Genomic DNA, 16,119 nt, shown 5'->3' with positions numbered 1-16,119 from the left:
GTGACGCGGTGCCTGACCGAGATGCGTGCTCAGCGGGTGCCGAAGTGGAACGGCAGCGCCAGCGAGGCCGAGACGAGGATGATGCCGAGCGCGAAGAACAGCGCCGGAGCGGCAAGAGAGAACGAGATGCCGGTCAACAGCATGCCGCCGACGAACAAGATGAGAGAGACGATGAACATGAGGATCCCTTCGGTCGCTCCAGGCTATCGTGCCGAGTCCGCGCGCGAGTGCGCGGCCGGGGTGGCGTGGGGGTCGAGCGCGTCCGGAGCGCGGGAGTCGACAGGACGGATACCGAGAGCCGCGTGCGCCCAGAGGGTACTGCCGGCCACGGCTGCGGGCATGACCGCCACCGCCCCGAGCGGGACGAGGAAGCAGAGCTGGGTCGCGACGCCGAAACCGAGGGCACGTGCTCGGTTCGTGCGGAGGAGCTCTCTGCGCGCGCGCCGATCGAGCCCCCGGGCGGAGAGCGCGCGCGAGGTGAGTTCGTCAGCCAGGAGCCACCCGGTCAGCAGCACGCCGGTGACGAAGCCCAAGACTCCGCCGACGAAGGGGATGAGGCCGATGAGCCATGCCAGAGCAGCGGCCACGATACCCCGGAGGATGAGACGCACGCTGTCTGCGACGGCCCGCCAGAAGCCGTACTCTGCGGCGGGGACCGCGCCCGTGGCGCTGCGCTCGGTCGCGCGCCAGATGCGGTCGTAGAACGGCTCACCCACGGCGAGAGTGACGGCGGTGAACGACACGATGACCACGAGGACCGCCGCGCCGAACGACGCGAGGCCGATCGCCGCACGGAGAGTGCCGGCCCACACCGGTGCCCACGCGTCGGCGAACGGCGTCCAGTCGTCGACGAGATCGGGCAGGACGAGACCCCACGTCACGAGCGCGGCACCGAGCACCAGGCCGACGATCGTTCCCGGGATGAGCCCGAGCGCCATCGCCCCGGGGGTTCGGCGCCATTGGCCGAGACCGCGGGCCAGCAGTGCCGCTCCGGCGAGGAATTCGCGCATGCCGGAATTGTGACAGACGCCACCGACGTCGAGAGGAAGGTTGCGCTCGCCGCCGATGTCGGCGGGCAGTGCCAGGATGCCGCTATGCGCATCCGCACCACTTCGACGCAGCGCACGTACCGGTACGTGCGACTGGCGCTGATCGGTGCGACGGTGTTCCTCGCCATCGGTGTCGGCCTCGAGCTCGGGCGCGGCGACGGGCTGCCGTCGGTCAGCGCGACGTATTACACCCCCGCGGGCCCGGTGTTCGTGGGGGCGCTGAGCGCGACGGCCCTCGCCCTGCTCGCCCTATCGGGCCGCAGCCTGGAGCAGGGCCTGCTCGACATCGCGGCGGTGCTCGCTCTCGTGATCGCCTACGTACCGACGACCATCTCGTCGAACGCCTGTGCCGACGGTCTGCGCTGCGTGCCGCCGGAGGTGAGACCGACCGTGGCGAACAACGCCGTGGCGGTGGCATCCGTGGTTCTTCTCGGGGCGGTCGCGGCGGGGATCCTGGCACGCGTTCAGGGCACCGCGAGTCGCGGGGTAGCGCTCACGGTCGGGGTCATCGTCGTGCTGGTCGCCGGGGGAGCGGCGTGGGCTCTGGCCGCGCCCGGGGTCTTCCTCGCGTGGGCGCACGAGATCGCCGCGGTCGCGTTCTTCGTTCTGATCGCGGCGGTCGCCTCGATCGCGGCGTGGAGGCCGCGGCGCAGCGGGCGGCTGCGGCGGGGAGTCCGTCTCGCCTACGCGGCCGTGGCCGTGGCGATCGTGCTGACCCTGGTCCTGCTCGTCATCGGGGTCGTCTCGGGCGTGGAACGCACGGGCTTTCCGGTCGTGCTCGTGGGCGAGTCGGCGGCCCTGGCGCTCTTCGCGATCTTCTGGCTCGTGCAGACGGTGGAGCTCTGGAACGACGCCGACCCGACCCTCCGGGAATAGACGCCGCGCACTCTCGTTGAACTTGATGCGACGGCGCTCAAGTAGCAAACTTGAGTGAAACGCACTCACGTATCTCAGGAGACGGAATTGCCCGAAGAATTCACCCCCGGCGACGGCGCTCAGTCGTTCGACGAGTTCCTGGCCCGCTACCTCGCGGGCGAGCAGGCGCGAGCCGAGCGCTCGATCGACCTCAGCCGGTTCCTCAGTGCACGCACGCAGGACGCCCTCCAGGCGGCCGGACGTTTCGCGCTCGGCCGAGGCCAGCGTGAGCTCGACGCTCTGCACGTGCTCCACGTCCTCGTCGGACGCTCGCCCGCCAAAGAAGCCGTCGCGCGGCTCGGCGCCGACCCCGCCGCGATCGCCCGTGCGGCCGAGAGCCGCCTTCCCGCCGCCGCGACCCCCGCGAACGTCGACGGTGCCGTCGTCGCCGGCTCCGTGCAGCGCGCGCTGTTCCACGCGTTCCAGGTGGCGCGGGCCGCCGGGTCCACGTACGTCGACCCCGACCACCTCTTCTTCGCGCTCGTCCTCGCCCAGGACGCGCCCGCGGGGCAGATCCTCGCGCAGGCCGGAGTGACCGCCGAGGCCCTCACCCAGGGGGTGCGCGAGACCGTCATGGGCGGCGACGAGAACGAGGCGGCCGACGAGTCGGCATCCGCGACTCCGAACCTCGACCGCTTCGGCACCGACCTGACGGCGCGGGCCGTCGCCGGTGAGCTCGACCCGGTCATCGGCCGCTCCGATGAGATCGAGCAGACCATCGAGATCCTCAGCCGCCGCACGAAGAACAACCCCGTGCTGATCGGCGAGGCCGGCGTCGGCAAGACGGCCGTCGTCGAGGGGCTCGCCCGCGCGATCGTCGCCGGAGAGGTGCCCGAGCAGTTGCGCGGTACGCGCGTCGTCTCGCTCGACCTCGCGGCGATGCTCGCCGGAGCGCGCTACCGCGGCGACTTCGAAGAGCGCCTCACCCAGACGATGGAGGAGGTCGCGGCATCCGACAAGCTCGTCGTCTTCATCGACGAGGTGCACACCCTCGTCGGCGCGGGCGGAAGCGGAGACGGCTCGATGGACGCCGGGAACATCCTCAAGCCCCGCCTCGCCCGCGGCGACGTGCACCTGATCGGCGCCACGACCGTTCGCGAGTACCGCACGATCGAGAAGGACCCCGCCCTGGAGCGGCGCCTTCAGCCCGTGCGCGTGGGCGAGCCCTCGATCCCGGATGCCGTGGAGATCCTGCGCGGACTCCGCTCGGCGTACGAGGAGCACCACGCCGTGACGTACACCGACGAGGCGTTGCGCGCGGCGGTCGAGCTGAGTCACCGTTATCTGCCGGACCGCGTGCTGCCCGACAAGGCGATCGACCTCATCGACCAGGCGGGCGCGCGGCTGCGGCTGCGGCTGGGCTCGACGGTCGACACGACGGCGCTGCTCGAACGCCTCGCAACCCTGGAGGCCGAGAAGAACGCCGCGGTGTCCGCCGAGCGCTACGAGGAGGCCTCTCGTCTGCGCGATGAGATGGCTGCCGTGCAGACGCGGCTCGACGAGGCGACGGCCGGCCCCCGTGCCGCCGCGGTCGTCGACGAGGCCGAGATCGCCGCGGTCATCAGCCGGGCCACTGGCATCCCCGTCGCACGCCTCACCGCCACCGAGCGTGGTCGTCTCGCCGAGCTCGAGACCGAGCTGCACGCCCGGGTGATCGGGCAGGACGACGCGGTCGCCGCCGTGGCGAAGGCGGTGCGTCGCAACCGCACGGGCATGGGCGACGAGAACCGCCCGGTCGGATCGTTCCTGTTCCTCGGCCCCACCGGCGTCGGCAAGACCGAACTCGCAAAGGCTCTCGCGGGCTCGTTGTTCGACGACGACGCAGCGGTGATCCGCTTCGATATGAGCGAGTTCGGCGAGCGGCACACCGTGTCGCGCCTGATCGGTGCCCCTCCCGGATACGTCGGCTACGACGAGGCCGGTCAGCTCACCGAGCGTGTGCGCCGCAACCCCTACGCCGTCGTGCTGTTCGACGAGATCGAGAAAGCCCACCCCGACGTCTTCACGCTGCTGCTGCAGGTGCTCGACGACGGCCGGCTCACGGACGGACAGGGCCGCACGGTCGACTTCCGAAACACGGTCATCGTGATGACCTCGAACCTGGGCGCCGAGTTCCTGGCATCCCGCTCGGGCGCCATCGGCTTCACCACGACGGGTCGCGAGTTCGCCGATGCCGACCTCCGCGACCGAGTGATGGGAAAGCTCCGCGAGGCCATGCGTCCGGAGTTCCTCAACCGCATCGACGACATCGTGTTGTTCCGCAAGCTCGAGAAGACGCAGCTGCGCGAGATCGTGGGGTTGCTGCTGGAGGCGACCTCGCGGCGACTGGCGTCGCGCAACGTCTCCCTCGAGGTCACCGATGCGGCGATGGACCGTCTCGCCGAGATCGGGTACGAGCCGGAGTACGGAGCGCGGCCCCTGCGCCGGGTCATCCAGCGCGAGGTCGACGACCGTATCGCCGACCTGTTCGTGTCGGGTGAGCTGAGCGACGGTGCAGCGGTGACGGTGGATGCCACGGACACGGGCATGACGGTCACCCCCGTCACCGCCGCTCTCGCCGCCTGACGAGCCCCTTCTCGACGCCCCCGGTGCTTCGGTGCCGGGGGCGTCTTGGCGTGGGGGCGTTTCGCCCGGGCAGCGGCGACCCGCGCGCCAGCCCCTCCCGATGTCGCAGGTTCGCGGCAGAGTAGAGACATGAGTCGTATCGGCACGATCTTCAGCCCGTACCCGCATCCGCCCGAGAAGCTTCGCGACGCAGCGCGAGCGGCCGAAGACGCGGGGGTCGACGAGCTGTGGCTGTGGGAGGACTGCTTCCGCTCGTCCGCGTGGGCCGCCGCCGCCGCCGCTCTCGCCGTCACCGACCATCTGCGCATCGGAGTCGGCATCGCGCCGCTCCCGCTGCGCAACGTCGCGGCGTCGGCGATGGAGATCGCGACGATCGAGCGCATGTTCCCCGCACGCCTCCTGCCGGGCTTCGGGCACGGGGTGCAGGACTGGATGCGTCAGGTCGGCGCCAAGGCCGCCTCACCGCTCACGCTCATGCGCGAGCAGCTGCCGGCCCTCCGCTCGCTGCTCGCCGGTGAGACGGTGAGTACCGAGGGGCGCTACGTGAAGCTCCGCGACGTCACTCTCGACTGGCCGCCTCCCGCGGCGCCGCTCGTCTATGCCGCCGCCGAAGGGCCCAAGACCCTCGCCCTCGCCGGGGCCGTCGCCGACGGGGTGGTGCTCGACAGCAGGCACACCGTCGCCGAGATCGCGGCGGCCGTGCAGACCGTGCAGATGGGTCGTGCCGAGGCGGGCCGTGAGGGCCGCACCGATGTCGTCGCCTACGTGCTGACGGCGTTCGGCCCCGACGCTCTCGAGCGCGCCACCGCGGTGCTCGCCGATCGCGAAGACGCGGCGGACCGCGTGCTCGCCGGCTCGGTGACAGAGGTGGCCGAGGGGGTCGCGCGCTTCCACGCCGCGGGCGTCGACGACGTCGTTCTTCTCCCCACCGACGACGTCGACCTCGCCGCCTTCTTCTCGGCGGTGGGTCAGGTCGCGCTGGCCCTGCCGAACGCGGGGAGATGCGTCATGACACGAGGAACCGTTTCGCTCGGACTCGCAGGCTCCCTCGGTCCCGACGCCGTCGCGCGGATCGCTCCGGCCGTCGAGAGAGCGGGCTTCGACACCCTCTGGATCAACGACACCCCCGATGGCGATGCTCTGGCCGCGCTCGCCGCCGCCGCGCGTGTCACGGATCGTCTTCGACTCGCGACCGGCGTCGTCCCCGTCGATCGCCGGCCCGCCGACGCGATCGCCGCCGAGGTGGCATCCCTCGGTCTTCCGCTGGACCGCTTGACGATCGGTATCGGCTCGGGCATGGCCAAGCAGGGCGCCCTGGCCCGGGTGACCGAGGCCGTCTCCGTGCTGCACGAGGCCGGCGTGCCCCGCGTCCTCGTGGGGGCGCTGGGCCCCAAGATGCGCCGCACGGGGGCGGAGCTCGCCGAGGGCGTGCTGTTGAACTGGGTACCGCCGACCGAGGCTCGAGACCAGGCCGAGGTCCTCCACGCCCTCGCACCGGCCGCGCACGTCGCGGTCTACGTGCGTACCGCCGTGGTCTCGGCCGCCCGCGAGCGCCTCGACGCCGAGACCGCCATGTACGCGTCGTTCCCGAACTACGCCGCGAACTTCGAGCGGATGGGAGTGGATGCCGCGGCCACGACGATCCGCGACGCCGCCGGACTCGCAGACGCGCTCGAGGCATACACGGCGGCCGCCGACGAGGTCGTGCTGCGCGCGATCGTGCCCGAGGACACGGTCGAGGCGTACGTCGAGTTCGTGCGGACGACGGCGCCGGCCCGGCACAGCGGTCATGCGGCATCAACGGACCCGGACGCCGTATCGCCACGCCCGCCGGGGTCGTGATGACCCCCTGCTGAGGCCGGTGGGGCCGCGCGCGAGCGGCCCCGCCGGCTTGCACGGATGACAGACTGACCCCATGCCGCGTCGCACTGGTCTCACCGTCCGTTCCGTCGCCCGCGGGGTGCTGGCCCTCCTGCTCGTCGGGGCCGGGGTCGGCCACGTCACGTGGGGTCGGCGGGGCTATCGGATCGTCGTCCCGGGGTGGGCCACGCGACTGCTTCGGACGGACAAGGACGCCATCGTCGTGGCATCCGGGGCCGTCGAGGTCGTCTTGGGGGTCGCTCTCGTCGCTCTGCCGCGGGAACGTGGACGCATCGGGGCGGCCATCGCGGCCTTCTTCGTCGCCGTGTTCCCGGGAAACGTGCACCAGTGGCGGACCGGACGTTCGGCGCCGGGGCTGAACACCGATCGCTCCCGCTTCATCCGGCTCTTCCTGCAGGTGCCGCTCGTCGCGTGGGCGTGGTGGTCGACGCGCGCCCGGTGACGCCCCTGCCGCGGTTCGGAACGGAACTCACGGTGCAGAGCCGATGAATCACACCTCGAGCCGCTGACTGCCCCTCAGGCCGCCTCGCCGAGCTCCAGGATGCCCTTCTCGAACGCCGCGCGAGCGAGCACCTTGTACCCGTGGTCGGCGAAGAACACCGTGAGCCGGTCGTCCTCGATCGCCATCACGGTGCCGGTGCCGAACTCGCCGTGCTCGACGGTCGAGTCGATCCGGATGCCGTCGTCGTCGGACGTCTCGTCGCGCTCGTCGACCGTGGCCGCGGTGCCGGCGTCGCACCGATCGCACGACCCGCACTGGGCGGCAGTCTCGACGCCGAAGTACTCGAGCAACGCCCGCCGGCGGCAGTGCGTGGTCTCGGCGTACCCGCGCATGATCTCGATGCGCGAAGCTCGAATGCGCTCCTCGGCCTCGTCGCGCTCGCGCACGGCGCTGACCGCGTCGCCCGCCGATACCTTCGCTTGCGCCGAGACCCCCTCGGGGCCCGAGACGGCGAGCTCGCACGCCACGAGCTGATTGAGCACCCGGCCGATCGCCCTGACCGAGCGTCCGCTCTCGTCGGCGATGTCCCTCGCGCGCACCGGCTTCTTCATCCGCTGGAGCACGTCCCACACCCCCGCGATGTCGGCGCGCTTGGTGTGACCGCCCGCGAAGAAGGAGCGCAGCGAGAAATCCTCGGCGCGGTAGTGCAGGATCGCCCGCGCGGGTTGCCCGTCGCGTGCCGCTCGGCCGATCTCCTGCGCGTAGGAGTCGAGGGACTCGGTCACGTCGGCGTGCACGACCAGACGAACGTCGCTCTTGTCGACGCCCATGCCGAACGCGGAGGTCGCCACGACCACGTCGAGTTCGCCTGCGCTCCAGGCGGAGTGCACCTCGTCGCGCTTCTTCTGCGCCATCGCACCGTGGTACGCCGCAGCTCGCAGGCCGAGCTCACGCAGTTCCTCGGCATACGAGTCGGTGCCCTTGCGCGTCGCCACGTACAGCAACGCCGGGCCGCCGGCATCCTGGACGTCCGCGATGACGGCGCGGCGCTTGTCGGCGTCGTGCTCGTGCCGCCGGACCGCCATGTGGATCTCGGGGCGATCCATGCCGCGCACCTCGAGGTGAGGCTCGCGCATGCCGAGGCTTTCGACGATGTCGTCTCGGACGGGAGCGGATGCCGTGGCCGTCAACGCCAGCACCGGGGGGTGACCGAGCGCCTCGATGGCGTCGCCGATGCGCGCGTAGTCGGGACGGAAATCGTGGCCCCACGCCGACACGCAGTGCGCTTCGTCGATGACGACGAGGCGCACGTCGGCTTTCGAGAGTCGATCGAAGACCTCGTCGTTGGCGAGCTGCTCGGGTGCGAGGAACGCGTACACCGAGTCGGGGCCCTCGATCGCCGCCCAGGCCTTCTTCTTGGCGGCGGCACCGGTGCGGGAGTTGAGGGCGACGGCCGCGGGGGCGTCGGGGGCGGCGTCGATCGAGTCGATCTGGTCGCGCTGCAGGGCGAGCAGGGGAGAGAGGACCACCGTCGTCCCCCCGAGCTCGCAGCCGGCGATCTGGTAGACGGCCGACTTTCCTGCGCCGGTGGGGAAGACGACGAGGGTGTCGCGACCGCTCACGACCGCGTCGATCGCCTCGGCCTGACCCGGCAGCAGGTCGTCCCATCCGAACACCTCACGGGCGGTGCGGGCGGACTGTTCGAGTGTGGCGGGAGCGTTCACGAATCCTCATTCCTCGGGGAGGACCCCAGCACACTCCAGACCTCCGACATCGATCCGGGGGTTGCGAGGCCGGGCCGGATCTGTTCTCACCGGAACGGCCGCACAGGCGATCCTCCTCCGAAGGTGCCGGGTTCTCCGGCGCTGCATGGCACCGCCGCCGGTTCCGCACAAGCGTCGCCGCGATGTCGGAGGGGGATGCCAGGATGCCGACATGCTCTTCGGCGATATCGAGACCGCGCTCGCGGCGGTGACGAACACGCGTTCTCGACTCGCGAAGGTCGCCGCCCTCGCCGCGCTGGTGCGCGGGCTGGACCCGGACGAGATCGAACCGGCGGTGGGGCTGCTCACCGCGTCACCGCGGCAGGGCCGCCTCGGGGTGGGCTGGCGCACGCTCTCGGCGCACGACGGCGGTCACGCAGATGAACCGAGCCTGACGATCGGCGACGTCGACGCGGCTTTCACGCGGCTGACCGCGGTCGGCGGCGCCGGGTCGGGGGCGGAGCGCACGCGCCTGCTCGACGAGCTCGCCGAGCGCGCGACGGCGCGGGAGTGGCATCTGCTGATCCGGATCATGACGGGCGAGCTGCGCACCGGCGCCCTCGAGGGGGTGCTGCTGGATGCCGTGGCCCGAGCCTCGGATCGCGACGTCGCTCTGGTTCGTCGCGCAGCCATGCTGTCGGGCGACCTGGGCTCGACGACGCGCATCGCGCTGACCGCCCCCGCCGCCGATCTCGCGGCGGTCGGACTCGTGGTGGGTCGCGGCGTGCAGCCGATGCTCGCCTCGACCGCGACGAGTGTCGCGGAGGCGATGGCGGTGACGGGGCGTGCGTCCGTGGAGTACAAGCTCGACGGGGCCAGAGTCCAGGTGCATCGGCACGGTGACGAGGTCCACGTCTTCACCCGCACGCTGGCGGACATCACCCATCGCGTTCCGGAGATCGTCGAGGTCGCCCTCTCGCTCTCCGTCCACGACGTCATCCTCGACGGAGAGACCCTCTCGCTCGACGAGGACGGCGGACCCCGGCCGTTCCAAGACACCATGGCGCGCTTCGGCGCCGAGTCGGCGCGCGAGATCGCCCTCCGGCCCTGGTTCTTCGACATCATGCACGTCGACGGTCGTGACCTCGTCGACGAACCGCTCGCCGCGCGCCTCGACGAACTCGAGAGGGTCGCGGGAGAGCACCGCATCCCCGCCGTTCTGACCGACGACGCGGAAGTCGCCGACGCCTTCGCGCGCGACGCTCTCGCCGCCGGTCACGAGGGCGTGATGGTCAAGGGGCTCGACGACGCCTACACCGCGGGGCGCCGCGGCAAGAGCTGGCTCAAGGTGAAGCCGGTGCACACGTTCGACTTCGTCGTCCTCGGCGTCGAGTACGGTTCGGGGCGACGTTCGGGATGGCTGTCCAACCTGCATCTCGGCGCGCGCGATCCCGAGGGGCGTTTCGGCGAACCCGGCGGCTTCGTAATGGTCGGCAAGACCTTCAAGGGTCTGACCGACGAGCTGCTGCAGTGGCAGACGGCTCACTTCGCCGAGCGGCAGACCGGAGAGGTGGCGGGGGGTCTTCGCGTGGCACCCGACACCGTCGTCGAGATCGCCATCGACGGGGTGCAGCGGTCGGTGCGGTACCCGGGCGGCGTGGCGCTGCGCTTCGCCCGGGTGAAGACCTACCGTTCGGACAAGACCGCGGCCGAGGCCGACACGATCGACACCCTGCGCGCGCTGCTGCCCGGCGGCGAAGCAGCGACGAAAGGATGACGCGATGAGTCTGGCCCCCTGGCTCGACGGTGAACTCGGTTACCGCAGCTTCGGCACCCCCGGCGCTCCGCGTGCCGTGTTCGTCCTGCGCACCGGCGACGTCGCCACCACCGACCCCGACGCCCGGGTGACTTCGGGCTTCGACGTGCGGATCGTCGCCGTCGGTCTCGACGCCCCCGAACTCGAAGATCCGCCGGTGTTCGGGGGACAGACCCCCGCCGGTCTCACCGTCGAGGCGTTGAGGGCGCTGCTCGAGCGCGAGGCCCCCGGCGCGACGGTCGGACTGGTCGGCGAGCGGTCTGCGGGACCGATCGCGCTCTATCTGGCCGCGGCCATGGGTGAGGTCGTCGACCGTGTCGCGATCGTCGGCGTTCGGAGCCCGACCGACGCGCTGAGCCGCGACCTGCGCACGCCGCTGCTCGACGATCTGGCGGCCGACGTCCTGGTGGTCGTGGGCCACGATGGCCCCGCGGGGCAGGGTGACGCTGCGTGGTACGTCGACCGGTTGCGCTCAGGCGCCGCGGAGGTCATCCACCCCGACGAGATCGGCTCGGTCAACGGCGAGGTCACGCTGACCTCGGTCTGGTCGCGCGTGCTGACCCACGTCGCCCCGGGCGCCGAGCGCCGCTGACGGCGCGGGTCGTCACCGGCGCGGGGCGCCGAACGGCCCGCCCAACCTCTTCGACCCGTTGAGTGTCCAAAACACCCGGACGCCCGTCGAAATCGTCCGGGTGTTTTGGACACTCGAAGTGAGGGCGAGTGTGCTCGCGAGGGCGAGGTGCCCGTGAGGGCGAGGTGCCCGCGAGGGCGAGTGCGCCCGGTAGGGCGAGTGTGCCCGCGAGGGCGAGCGTGCTCGCGGCCGTGATGCCGCGCGCCGACCGTGCCCCGGCTGGGGCCGCGCGACCGCGCCTCAGCCTCGCCCGTTCGCGTCCCTTGAGTGTCCAAAACACCCGGACGCCCGTCGAAATCGTCCGGGTGTTTTGGACACTCGACGCGGGCGCCCACGTCTGGTCAACCGCGCAGGGCCACTCATGCGCACGCGAGGCCACGTCCGCCAGCGCGTCGGGTCCGCGCGCCCGCGCCACCTCAGCCCCGCGAGACCGCCTTCACCTGCACGACGTTCGACTCCTCGTCGACCTCGACGTGATCGGTCTGCGCCTTGAGGAAGTCCGAGAAGCTGCGGAACCCGAGCGCCTTCTCGCTGAACGACGGATCCAGACGCTTCATGAGATCCTTCACCGCCGACGCGTGGAGCCACTCGCCGTCGGCGCGCTCCGCCTCGAGTTGCATCGCGCGCTCGAGCAGGTCGACCGCGGGATCTTTCGAGCGCTTGCGCGCGCGGGGCCGCGACGGGGCGGGATCCTTCTTCGTCTCGGCGAGATTCGGGATGCCGGGGAGGGAGTCGTAGGCGTCGAAACGGTCGCACGCGGCGGCGAGCGACTTCGCCGTGGACCCGGCCACGCCGACCCCGACGACATACCGGCCGAGCCGCTTGCACCGCTGAGCGAGCGGCACGTAGTCGCTGTCTCCGGCGACGACGACCACGTGCGACAGGTCGGGGAGGCGAAACATGTCTTCGACGGCGTCCACCGCGAGACGGATGTCGGCGCCGTTCTTGGCGTAGGCCGCGGCCGGGAAGAGCTGCACGAGGTCGACCGCGCGAGCCACGAGCTGCGAGCGGTACTCGGCGTTGACCGGTGACGACCAGTCGGCGTACGCGCGGGTCAGCACCAGCGTGCCGAACGATGCGGCGTAGTCGATCACCGCGCCGACGTCGATGGTCGCCTTGGTCAGGCGCTCGGCGATCTCGGGGTCGATCGGATTCTCGGCGATCTTCTGCCGATCCCGCGAGTAGGCGTTCCGGCCGTGCACGCGGTCGTACCAGGACATCACGATGTTGTCGAAGTCGAGGTAGACGGCGACGCGGGCGGTCTGGGTGTCGGGCATGCCTCCAGTCTGACCCGTCGCGGCGGAGCGCGGGTAGCCCTCGCCGCTCATCGCTCGCCGGGGTACACCACGCCGATCTGGCGTCGCACCTCGTCGAGCACGCCCATGATCGCGACCGTCTCGTCGATCGACAGGATGTCGTTCGGCCCGGCTCCGGACGCGACGAAGCGCTCTGCCGCCTGCGCCTGGAACTGCATGCCGCGGCCCTCGACCTCGGTGGTGAACTCCTCGATCACGTCGCCGTCGGGGGAGACGACGCGGAACGACGTGGGGGTGTACCAGACGCCGTCGATCTCGATGCGGGCCTCGGTGCCGACGATCTGCGCCGTGTTCAGACCGGCCCCGCGCGACGACGACACGGTGCTCGACAGCGCCCCGCCGGAGTGCACGAACGCGGTCGCCACCTCTGCATCGCTACCCGCGTCGGAAAGCCGCGCGAGAGCGGTGATGCGCTCGGGGAGGCCCAGGACGTCTATCGCGAACGAGATCGGGTAGATACCGAGGTCGAGCAGGGCTCCGCCGCCGAGTGCGAGGTCGTTGAGGCGGTGAGCCGGGTCGGTCGAGATCTTCTGGGTGTGGTCGGCCGAGACCACCCGGATCTCACCGAGGGTGCCGGCGGCGAGGATCTCGCGGATGCGCACCATGTGCGGCAGGTACCGCGTCCACATCGCCTCCATCGCGAGAAGACCCTTCGCGGCCGCCGCGTCGCGGATCTGCGCCGCCTCGGAGGCGTTCAGGGTGAAGGGCTTCTCGACCAGCACGTGCTTGCCGTGCTCGAGGGCCAGCAAGGCGTTGTCGAGGTGGCCGGGGTGCGGCGTCGCGATGTAGACGATGTCGACATCGGGGTCGGCGACGAGCTCTTCGTACGAGCCGTGCGCGTGCGCGATGTCGTATTGCTCGGCGAAGGCGCGAGCGCTGTCGATGCGGCGCGAGCCGACGGCGGTGACGTCGAGGCCCGCGGTGCGCAGGTCGGAGGTGAAGGCGTGCGCGATGCCGCCCGTTGCGAGGATGCCCCAGTGCAGTCCGGTCATGCGATCCACCGTAGCCGCGTCTGCCGACATCGGCGTCGCGCCCGCCCGTCGTACGCCGTGGCCATCGGATGCCGGCATCCCCGGGGCTCCGAGATCTCCCACGACCTAGGCTCGTCGCATGACGCCCGTCGAGCGCTTCCGCGAGCTGCTGTCCATCCCGACGGTGTCGCGGGTCGACCCGGGCGAGGTCGACGACTCGGCCTTCGAGACGTTCCACGCTGCCCTCGAACGGCTGTACCCGCTGGTCCACGAGCGATTGGAGCGACAGGTCGTGGCCGGCCGCTCGTTGCTGTACCGCTGGACGGGAACGGCGAGCGACGCGCCGCTGGTCCTCCTCGCCCATCAGGATGTCGTCCCCGTCGACGGGCAGGAGTGGCGGCATCCGCCTTTCGCCGCCGACCTCGTGGGGGAGGGACCCGACGCGACGATCCACGCGCGCGGGGCGATCGACGACAAGGGCGCTCTCGTCGCCATTCTCGAGGCCGTCGAAGCGGCGCTCGCCGAAGGGGTCACCCCGCGCACCGACGTGTGGCTCGCTTTCGGTCACGACGAAGAGACTCGCGGCACCGGGGCACAGGCCATGGCCGCGCTCCTGGAAGAGCGCGGCATCCGTCCGGCCCTCGTGCTCGACGAGGGGGGAGCGGTCGTCGAGGGCGCCGTTCCCGGGGTCGCCGTGCCCACCGCGATGATCGGCGTCGCCGAGCGCGGCGCCGCGACCTTCGAGCTCGTGACGCGCGAGGCCGGGGGCCACGCCTCGACCCCGCCGCGCATGCCCGCGACGGCCCGACTCGCTCGGGCCATCGATCGCCTCCGGCGTCGTCCGTTCCCGCGTCGGCTCGTCGCTCCCGTCCGGGCGATGCTCGCCACCGCCGCCGCCCACACGGGCGAGCCCGTCTCGACGCTGTTCCGCCGCACCTCGCTGTCGGCTCGCGCGGTGACCGCGGCCCTGTCGCTGCTCGGACCCGAGACCAACGCCCTCGTGCGCACCACCGCCGTCGTCACCCGTCTCGAAGGTTCGGCGGGCGAGAACGTGCTCGCCACCTCGGCGCGGGCGAGCGTGAACGTGCGGCTGCTGACCGGTGACACACTCGCCGACGTCGCGATCCACCTGCGCCGAGCGGTGGCCGACCCGCTCGTCGACATCGAGCTGCGCCACGGCGACGATCCTTCGCCGGTCTCGCCCTGGCAGGGGGAGGCGTGGCGGCGGCTGTCGCGGGCGGTCACCGACACCCTCGGCGCCGACACCGTGGCCCTGCCCTACCTGCAGCTCGGGGCCAGCGACAGCCGGTTCTACACGGGGATCACCGACGCGGTGTACCGCTTCGCGCCGTTCCACCTCACGCGCGCCGAGCGCGATGCGCTGCACGCTCCCGACGAGCGCATCCGAGTGGACGTCTGGCTCCGCGGCATCCGGTTCTATCGGGCACTGCTCGAGTCCTGAACGGGTTCGCACTCAGCTGGTCGACTGTCCCGCGGCGACATCCCGATCCGATCCCGAGACGTCGAGCCGATGCTGATGCGCCGGCGCCGACGCGCCCACGACGACCCGCCCCGCCCGCGCACCCCGGCGGATCGCGCTGACGTGAGCACGTTCGGGCGGACCGAGCCGCGTCGGCTATCCTCGTGTGACCGGTCACGCAACAGCGCGCGACCCGCAATGAGGCGGACCATGAGCGACACCGATATTCCGGAGGCGACGGGGCGCGCCCCGAGCATCCGCGACGTCGCGCGGCTCGCGGGGGTGTCGTATCAGACCGTCTCTCGTGTGATCAACAACAGCACGCAGCTGCGTCCCGAGACCGCGGCCAAGGTGCGATCCGCGATCGCCGAGCTGAAGTTCGTGCCCAACCAGGCCGCTCGTGCCCTCGCCACCAGCCGCTCGCGCCTGATCGGCGTCCTGGGGCCGCGCGCCACCACCCACGGCACCGCATCAATGGTGCAGGCCATCGAATCCGCCGCTCGCGCCGCCGGTTACCGTCTCACCGTCACCAACCTCGCCACGAGCGCCCCCGACGATGTCCGCTCGTCGATCGACCACCTCATGCAGCAGTCGATCGAGGGGCTCATCGCGGTGGCTCCGCAGACCCGGGTCGTCCCGATCCTCGACGAGCTGAAGCTTCCGGTGCCGGTGCAGATCGTCACCTCGACGGACACCTCCACCACGCACAACGACCAGAGCGCGGGGGCACGCGCCGCCGTCCGCCACCTCATCAAGCTCGGGCACTCGCGCATCCTCCACCTCGCCGGTCCGCGTGACTGGGTCGAGGCCGATCACCGTATGCGGGGGTATCTCGCGGAGATGGATGCCAACGACCTGTCGCCGCGACCGCCCGTCCTCGGCGATTGGACGGCGCAGTTCGGCTTCGAGGCGGGGCTGGAGCTTCTGCGCACCGAGGATGCCACCGCGGTGTTCGCGGGCAACGACCATATGGCGCTCGGGTTCATGCATGCCGTGCGAGCCATAGGTCGTTCGGTCCCCGAGGACATCTCCGTCGTCGGTTTCGACGACGTCCCCGAATCCGCGCATCTCTGGCCCCCGCTCACCACGGTGCGCCAGGACTTCGTGGGCATCGGCACGCGCGCGGTCGCCGACCTCCTGGCATCCCTCGGCGAGGTGAACGACGACAAGCCGGTGGTCGAACCCGACCATCTGCGTCTTATCGTGCGGGCATCGACGGCCGCACCCCGGGCGTGAGCCGCGCGCCGCGCACGTCACGTTTCGGCAACGGCTGGACTTCGAGCGCATCGAGACTTGACAGTCCCGCCTGGCGGGGAGGTAGCATCGCTCACACGATGTGAACGGTCACAT

At 71.3% G+C, this 16,119-nt stretch carries 13 protein-coding genes; 8 read left to right on the top strand and 5 right to left on the bottom strand.

Annotated features, from left to right (window positions below; genetic code table 11):
• Positions 1-29: 29 nt before the first annotated feature.
• Together OVA17_RS00380 and OVA17_RS00375 are read right to left on the bottom strand one after the other, a co-directional pair.
• On the bottom strand, positions 30-179 hold the full coding sequence (locus OVA17_RS00380) for a hypothetical protein (RefSeq protein WP_164481596.1): 150 nt from the start codon (positions 177-179) through the stop codon (positions 30-32).
• A gap of 24 nt (positions 180-203) precedes the next feature.
• Positions 204-1,010 (bottom strand): EI24 domain-containing protein, encoded by an 807-nt coding sequence (locus OVA17_RS00375; RefSeq protein WP_267787534.1) that lies wholly within the window; start codon positions 1,008-1,010, stop codon positions 204-206.
• A 9-nt stretch (positions 1,011-1,019) separates the two neighbouring features.
• On the opposite strand from OVA17_RS00375, the gene OVA17_RS00370 reads away from it, so the two are divergent.
• From OVA17_RS00370 to OVA17_RS00350, 4 genes are all read left to right on the top strand, one after another.
• A complete protein-coding gene (locus OVA17_RS00370) occupies positions 1,020-1,925 on the top strand; it encodes a hypothetical protein (protein ID WP_267787533.1) in 906 nt (301 codons plus the stop codon).
• A gap of 87 nt (positions 1,926-2,012) precedes the next feature.
• Positions 2,013-4,529, top strand: coding sequence for an ATP-dependent Clp protease ATP-binding subunit (locus OVA17_RS00365; RefSeq protein WP_267787532.1), 2,517 nt, complete (start codon positions 2,013-2,015; stop codon positions 4,527-4,529).
• A gap of 129 nt (positions 4,530-4,658) precedes the next feature.
• Positions 4,659-6,371 carry an LLM class flavin-dependent oxidoreductase gene (locus OVA17_RS16365; RefSeq protein WP_324289903.1) on the top strand — a complete coding sequence of 571 codons (1,713 nt, stop codon included), beginning with the start codon at positions 4,659-4,661 and terminating at the stop codon, positions 6,369-6,371.
• A 73-nt stretch (positions 6,372-6,444) separates the two neighbouring features.
• Positions 6,445-6,852 (top strand): hypothetical protein, encoded by a 408-nt coding sequence (locus OVA17_RS00350; RefSeq protein ID WP_267787531.1) that lies wholly within the window; start codon positions 6,445-6,447, stop codon positions 6,850-6,852.
• Positions 6,853-6,926: 74 nt separating this feature from the next.
• Here the strand turns inward: OVA17_RS00350 and OVA17_RS00345 are convergent, their stop codons facing one another.
• Positions 6,927-8,576: a RecQ family ATP-dependent DNA helicase gene (locus OVA17_RS00345; protein ID WP_267787530.1), complete on the bottom strand. Its 1,650-nt coding sequence runs from the start codon at positions 8,574-8,576 to the stop codon at positions 6,927-6,929.
• 211 nt (positions 8,577-8,787) lie between these two features.
• On the opposite strand from OVA17_RS00345, the gene OVA17_RS00340 reads away from it, so the two are divergent.
• Entirely contained in the window at positions 8,788-10,332 is a 1,545-nt protein-coding gene (locus tag OVA17_RS00340; RefSeq protein WP_267787529.1) for an ATP-dependent DNA ligase, read from the top strand.
• Positions 10,333-10,336: 4 nt separating this feature from the next.
• On the top strand, positions 10,337-10,963 hold the full coding sequence (locus OVA17_RS00335; RefSeq protein ID WP_210073985.1) for a hypothetical protein: 627 nt from the start codon (positions 10,337-10,339) through the stop codon (positions 10,961-10,963).
• A 455-nt stretch (positions 10,964-11,418) separates the two neighbouring features.
• On the opposite strand, the gene OVA17_RS00330 is transcribed toward OVA17_RS00335, so the two are convergent.
• Both OVA17_RS00330 and OVA17_RS00325 read right to left on the bottom strand, forming a co-directional pair.
• A complete protein-coding gene (locus tag OVA17_RS00330; protein WP_267787528.1) occupies positions 11,419-12,279 on the bottom strand; it encodes an NYN domain-containing protein in 861 nt (286 codons plus the stop codon).
• Positions 12,280-12,326: 47 nt separating this feature from the next.
• Positions 12,327-13,310, bottom strand: a complete 984-nt coding sequence (locus OVA17_RS00325; RefSeq protein WP_267787527.1) for a Gfo/Idh/MocA family protein — start codon at positions 13,308-13,310, stop codon at positions 12,327-12,329.
• 118 nt (positions 13,311-13,428) lie between these two features.
• Between OVA17_RS00325 and OVA17_RS00320 the strand changes: the two genes are divergently transcribed.
• Entirely contained in the window at positions 13,429-14,751 is a 1,323-nt protein-coding gene (locus OVA17_RS00320) for a M20/M25/M40 family metallo-hydrolase (protein ID WP_267787526.1), read from the top strand.
• 228 nt (positions 14,752-14,979) lie between these two features.
• A complete protein-coding gene (locus tag OVA17_RS00315; protein WP_267787525.1) occupies positions 14,980-16,005 on the top strand; it encodes a LacI family DNA-binding transcriptional regulator in 1,026 nt (341 codons plus the stop codon).
• The last annotated feature ends 114 nt before the right edge of the window (positions 16,006-16,119 follow it).

This window comes from Microbacterium sp. SL75 (genome assembly GCF_026625865.1).
Taxonomy (GTDB): Bacteria; Actinomycetota; Actinomycetes; order Actinomycetales; family Microbacteriaceae; genus Microbacterium.
The sequence above is the reverse complement of the archived record's forward strand: the minus strand, read 5'-3'. Positions and strand labels throughout refer to the sequence as shown.